General features: G+C 37.3%; 8 protein-coding genes. All 8 read right to left on the bottom strand.

What is annotated here, in order from left to right:
• Positions 1-359: 359 nt before the first annotated feature.
• Entirely contained in the window at positions 360-1,859 is a 1,500-nt protein-coding gene (gene lysS / locus AC3WVA_RS28360; RefSeq protein WP_048526409.1) for a lysine--tRNA ligase, read from the bottom strand.
• Positions 1,860-2,018: 159 nt separating this feature from the next.
• Complete coding sequence (dusB, locus tag AC3WVA_RS28355; protein ID WP_341013845.1) at positions 2,019-3,017, bottom strand: tRNA dihydrouridine synthase DusB; 999 nt, start codon at positions 3,015-3,017, stop codon at positions 2,019-2,021.
• A 23-nt stretch (positions 3,018-3,040) separates the two neighbouring features.
• A complete protein-coding gene (locus tag AC3WVA_RS28350; protein WP_000387027.1) occupies positions 3,041-3,244 on the bottom strand; it encodes a helix-turn-helix domain-containing protein in 204 nt (67 codons plus the stop codon).
• Complete coding sequence (folK, locus tag AC3WVA_RS28345; RefSeq protein ID WP_048526407.1) at positions 3,196-3,711, bottom strand: 2-amino-4-hydroxy-6-hydroxymethyldihydropteridine diphosphokinase; 516 nt, start codon at positions 3,709-3,711, stop codon at positions 3,196-3,198. The genes AC3WVA_RS28350 and folK overlap by 49 nt, the downstream gene beginning before the upstream one ends.
• Positions 3,708-4,070 (bottom strand): dihydroneopterin aldolase, encoded by a 363-nt coding sequence (gene folB, locus AC3WVA_RS28340; protein ID WP_048526406.1) that lies wholly within the window; start codon positions 4,068-4,070, stop codon positions 3,708-3,710. Before folB ends, folK begins: the two co-directional genes overlap by 4 nt.
• The gene (gene folP, locus AC3WVA_RS28335; protein WP_166689501.1) at positions 4,071-4,931 is read right to left on the bottom strand and encodes a dihydropteroate synthase; all 861 of its coding nucleotides are present in this window, start codon (positions 4,929-4,931) and stop codon (positions 4,071-4,073) included.
• The gene (pabC, locus tag AC3WVA_RS28330) at positions 4,906-5,778 is read right to left on the bottom strand and encodes an aminodeoxychorismate lyase (protein ID WP_341013846.1); all 873 of its coding nucleotides are present in this window, start codon (positions 5,776-5,778) and stop codon (positions 4,906-4,908) included. Before pabC ends, folP begins: the two co-directional genes overlap by 26 nt.
• On the bottom strand, positions 5,772-6,359 hold the full coding sequence (pabA, locus tag AC3WVA_RS28325; RefSeq protein ID WP_048526403.1) for an aminodeoxychorismate/anthranilate synthase component II: 588 nt from the start codon (positions 6,357-6,359) through the stop codon (positions 5,772-5,774). The genes pabC and pabA overlap by 7 nt, the downstream gene beginning before the upstream one ends.
• Positions 6,360-6,362 lie beyond the last annotated feature (3 nt).

Genomic DNA, 6,362 nt, shown 5'->3' with positions numbered 1-6,362 from the left:
TTAGTTTGTCTAGCATCTAAAATAAAAATTGACGTTTCACGTTGTTTGTTTCGTTCAGTTTTCAAAGAACTTGTCTGTCGCTCGGAAGCGACTTTATCAATATAACATTTCGTTATATTTTCGTCAACAACTTTTTTCAATAAGTTGTTTTTCGTTTGTTTTGCTTGTTACCTTTCGTGGCAACGAATATAAATATACCAGTTTGATTATTAAAATGCAATAGTTTTTCTAATAAAATTTTTAACTTAGTAAAAAAGTATAAAAACAGCACATTTCTTCTATATAAGTATAATTTCTCGCACCACCAAACTCCACTACTCGTACTTAAATAAAAAAAGCTTTGGAGAAATCTCCAAAGCTTAGTCTTGTTTATGACGCATAGCAGGGAATAATAGTACATCACGAATAGATGGTGCATTCGTTAATAACATAACAAGACGATCAATACCAATTCCTAGTCCACCTGTTGGAGGCATACCGTACTCAAGAGCTTCGATATAATCGTCATCCATCATGTGCGCTTCGTCATTACCTTGTTCACGTTCTTTTAATTGCGCTTCAAAACGTTCTTTTTGATCGATTGGATCATTTAACTCAGTGAACGCATTTGCATGCTCACGTGCAACGATAAATAATTCGAAACGATCTGTGAATCGTGGATCTTCGTCATTCTTTTTCGCAAGTGGCGAAATTTCTACAGGATGACCGTAAATGAATGTTGGTTGGATTAATTTATCTTCTACTTTTTGTTCGAAGAATTCATTTATAATATGACCAACTTCCATTGTATCCTTAATATCTACATTATGTTCTTTCGCAAGTTCACGCGCTTCTTCTACACTCATCGGATTCCAGAAATCCGCTCCAGAATGTTCTTTAATTGCATCTACCATATGAAGACGTGTCCATTCTGGTTCTAGATTAATTTCATAATCACCATATTGGATTGTCGTTGTACCTAGTACTTGCTTCGCGATATGAGCAACCATATTTTCTGTTAGTTTCATAATATCTTTATAATCAGCATACGCTTCATATAATTCAATCATCGTAAATTCAGGGTTATGACGAGTTGATACACCCTCATTACGGAATACACGGCCGATTTCATAAACTTTTTCTAACCCACCCACGATAAGGCGTTTTAAATGAAGTTCAATCGCGATACGCATATATAATTCCATATCTAACGCATTATGATGCGTAATGAAAGGACGCGCAGAAGCTCCACCTGCAATTGCATGCATCATAGGTGTTTCCACTTCAAGATAACCGTTGTCATCTAAGTATCTTCTCATTTCACGAATGATCTTACTACGAGTAACGAATGTTTCACGGCTTTCCATACTTGTAATTAAGTCTAAGTAACGTTGACGGTAGCGCTGTTCAACATCTTTTAATCCATGATATTTATCCGGTAATGGACGAAGGGATTTCGTTAATAGCGTAAAGCCAGTTGCTTTCACTGAAAGTTCTCCAACGTTCGTTTTGAACACTTTACCTTCAATACCTACTAAGTCACCTAAATCTGCTGTTTTAAATAATTCGTACTCTTCATCTCCAACAGCATCTTTACGAACATAAATTTGAACTTGTCCATGTAAATCTTGAATATGCGCAAATCCAGCTTTTCCTTTACCACGCTTTGTCATAATACGACCAGCGATAGAAACAGAGATTTCTTTCTCTTCTAATTCTTCTTTAGAGAACTCTCCATATAAGCTTAATAAGTCATTTGTTGCATTTGTACGTTCAAATCGTTTACCGAACGGATCGATTCCTTGCTCACGTAAGTTATGTAGCTTTTCACGACGAACAAGCAATTGGTCGTTTAATTCTTCGTGGTTCATGTTATCCATGGTATTGATATCACTCCAGCTCTATTAATTTTTACAATATATACAGTATAGCATTTTCTACTCAACTAGAAAAACTGCCAGCGACTAACTGGCAGTTCTTCTTTCTTTCACGTAATTATAGGAAGTGTATAGAAGAATGTCAATCTTCCCTATCTATTATTAACCAACGTGAATTGTTTGTTGTTTCGCTTCTACTTCTTCTACAAATACACCTAATACATTCGCAAGGTCTTCACGCGTATTACAAGCATTTATACCATTACGTACATTTGCATTACCACGAATACCTTTTAAATACCAAGCTGCATGCTTTCTCATCTCTCTTACAGCGACACTTTCGTTCTTTAAATCGATTAGACGATCTAGATGCAACATACATACGTCAATTTTCTCACGTACTGTCGGTTCCGGCATTAATTCACCTGTCTCTAAATACTTTACCGTACGATAAATCATCCAAGGATCTCCAAGGGCAGAGCGACCAATCATAACGCCATCTACACCAATTTCATCAATCATGCGTTTTGCATCTTGTGGAGTTGCGACATCACCATTTCCGATAACCGGGATATTTACAGCTTGCTTTACTTGTTTAATAATATCCCAATCCGCTTTCCCCTCATACATTTGTACTCGTGTACGTCCATGAACTGCTACCGCTTGTCCGCCAGCACGCTCAACAGCTTTTGCATTCTCGATTGCGAAAATATGATCCTCATCCCAACCAATACGCATTTTAACTGTAACTGGTTTTTTTACAGCATCTACAACTGCTGCTACCATTTCATATATTTTATTTGGGTCTAGTAGCCACTTTGCTCCTGCATCACACTTAACAATTTTCGGTACCGGGCACCCCATATTTATATCAATGATGTCTGCTGTCGTATATTGATCTACATATTTCGCAGCATCTACAAGAGTTTCTTTCTCTCCACCAAAAATCTGTAAACTTAATGGCTTTTCTCTCTCATCAATATATAACATATCTAATGTTCTTTTATTATTCAGTAGTATTGCCTTATCACTTACCATTTCGGCACAAACTAGACCTGCACCAAATTCTTTTACTGTCAAACGGAATGCAGAGTTACACACTCCCGCCATCGGTGCTAATACAACTGGATTTTTCATCTCAATATTTGCGATTTTTAACACTCGATTTACTCCTTCCTTCCTGGTCACTTTGGCATTAACTCATCTATCGAGACCTTTAATGCTTTAGCAACTTCCACTACAAAATCTTGGGAAGGCGATCGATTCCCTCTCTCAACTTCACCTAAAACAGATACAGATACCCCTAATTCTTTCGCAAAACCTTCTTGCGTATAACCTTTTAGCTTTCGAAAAGCACGAATGCGTCTTCCCCATTTTTCTGCTTCCATACCGTTACTCCCTCTCGCCTTTTCATTTCTTCTACTTGTGAACGTGAAATGTTTTGTTTTATATCTTGATTAATCTCTAACAACGGAACGATAACAAAAGCTCTTTCGAACATCCGCGGATGCGGAACAATAAGATTCTCTGTTTCAATATTTTCTTGATTATATAGTAAAATGTCAAGGTCGATAGTCCTCGGACCCCACCTGATTTCCCTTTTTCTTCCTAGGTCATTTTCTACTTTTTGCGTGATTTTCAATAATTCTTGCGGTGATAAATTGGTAGAAATTTTTATAACTAGATTTAAAAAGGAATTTTGGTCAGTATAGCCAACTGGTTCCGTTTCATATACAGATGAAACATCCTCAACTTGGATATAAGGATTTTTATTTAGAAACTGAATCGCTTCAGTTAAATACGTATAACGCTCTCCAATATTTGAGCCTAGTGCAATGTACGCTATATTATTCATGGACGTTCTCTCGTAATTTCCACTGCTACAGCACGATAATGTCCCGGTATCGGCGGATCCGGTTTAATCACCTTTATTGTACATCTTGAAATACTCTCATATTGTTTCAATATATCTGCAGCAATATTTTCAGCAATGCTCTCTACAAGCTTATACGTTCTATCTTCAACAACTTTTCTACATAACTCAAAAAGCTCCCCATAATTGACAGAATGCTCTAAGTCATCACTTTCTCCTGCCTGCTTCAAATCCAATTCTACCGTTAAGTCCACTTTAAATCTCTGGCCCAATTTATTTTCCTCTGGGAATACACCATGATAACCGTAAAACTCCATATCATGAATATAAATTTTATCCAATTACTTTACCCCCTTACCAATCATCGCATCCATCATCTTAGCCATACGCGCCATTTCCTTCACATCATGAACACGAACAAACTCACAGCCCTTTTCAATACCGAGGCAAACGGTAGCTCCCGTTCCCTCAAGACGTTCCTCTACCGGTAAATCTAGTACATGCCCAATAAAGGATTTTTTTGAAGTACCTAAGAGAACAGGATAACCTAGTACGTTTAACTGTTCTAAATTACGCATCGCTTCTAAATTTTGTTCAGGCGTTTTAGCAAAACCGATACCTGGGTCTAAAATGATATTCTCATCTCGCACGCCAGCATCTTTAGCAATTTTAATACTGTCATATAAATCAGCAATCATATCAGCCATTAAATTGCGGTAATTCATGTTATCGCGATTATGCATTAAAATAATAGGTACATCGTAATGAGCTGCAACTTCAGCAATTTTCGGTTCCGCCTTAGCTCCCCAAACGTCATTAATAATATGAGCACCCGCTTCGATTGCTTGTTTTGCAACCTCAGCTTTATACGTATCGATAGAAATAGGTAATTTTACTTCTTTTGAAACAGCCTGAATCATTGGAACAACTCGTTTTATTTCTTCTTCCACTGATACTTTAGCAAAACCCGGACGAGTAGATTCACCGCCGATATCAATAATATGAGCACCTTCATCTCGCATTTCTTTCGCATGGCGCACTGCAGCCTCTACCTCGTTGTAACTCCCGCCATCAGAAAACGAATCTGGCGTTACATTTAAAATCCCCATAATTAACGTTTTTTCATTTAAGTTCAATGTATATTCGCCGCAGCGCAAATCATAATCCCACTTCAAACTACACATCTCCTCTTCGCAATTCATTTCTGCTCCACAATTTCTCTCTCTGCATTTCATAATGATTCATAAATCTTTTTGTAACCATCCCTACTTTACCCGGGAAATCTTGCTCCTCTATACGATTAAGCGGAACAATTTCTTGAATCGAGTTTGTTACGAAGACTTCATCAGCTGAAAGCAATTCATCTTTTGTAAAGAAACCTTCCTTCACTTCTATGCCTAGTTCTTCAGCAATCTTTATTATAAACGCACGAGTGATGCCATTTAAAATCCCTGTTTCGAGCGAGGGTGTATATAAAATATCATCCTTCACAAAAAAGAGATTCGAAACAATACCCTCTGCAACATAACCTGTTTCAGTAAGGAAAATACCTTCTTTATTCGCAACATTTCCAATTTCACGTTTTCCTAAAATGTTATTTAAATAATGATGAGACTTCAAGCGAGATGCACCCTCTGGTGTATTACGCACTTGTTTTAAAATAACCCCTTCTTTTTCCACTACATCTCCCGGGGCTGCTAAAGATTTTATAAAAACAATAATAGACGGCTCTTCATACATTTCTGTTTGCAATCCAATTTCATCTATACCCGCTGATACATTAAAACGGACATACGCATTCTCTAATTTATTCTTAACGAGTAAATTCTGCAAAATAAGCATTACTTCATCTTTCGTCATCACCCATTTAATTTGCAATGTATCCAGCGCATGCACTAAACGGTCATAATGATCATCCAATAAGAAAGGATGACCATTATAAATACGAAACGTCTCAAAAACTCCAAGACCATATAAATAACCATGGTCATACGGCGAAATTCTCGCTTCATTCGCTTCTACATACTGACCATTTACGTAAATTAACATGATGTCACACTTGGGCTGTATTTCCGAATGAAATTCTGCAATAACTCTTTCCCGTGAGAAGTCATAATAGATTCCGGATGGAACTGTACACCTTCAATCGGCAATGTTGTATGACGGAGCGCCATAATTTCCCCTTCTTCTGTCCAAGATGTTACCTCTAAGCATTCCGGTAACGTCTCTTTCTTAACGATAAGGGAATGATAGCGCGTCGCAGTAAATGGATTAGGAATATCCGAAAAAATTGTTTTTCCATCATGATGCATAGGCGAAGTTTTCCCATGCATTAATCGCTCGGCACGAACAACCTCTCCACCAAACACTTGCGCAATAGATTGATGCCCTAGACAAACCCCAAAAATCGGAATCTTTCCAGCAAAGTATCGAATAACTTCCATACTAATTCCCGCTTCATTCGGACTACATGGACCTGGCGAAATCATTAAAAAGTCTGGTTTCATATTCTCAATATCTGAAATAGTCACTTCATCGTTACGTTTAACAACGAGCTCTTGTCCAAGTTCTCCAAGAAACTGCACTAAATTAAATGTAAAAGAATCATAATTATCAATCATTAATATCATTTC

The sequence above is a fragment of the Bacillus sp. EB106-04-02-XG92 genome (genome assembly GCF_058791995.1).
The sequence above is the reverse complement of the archived record's forward strand: the minus strand, read 5'-3'. Positions and strand labels throughout refer to the sequence as shown.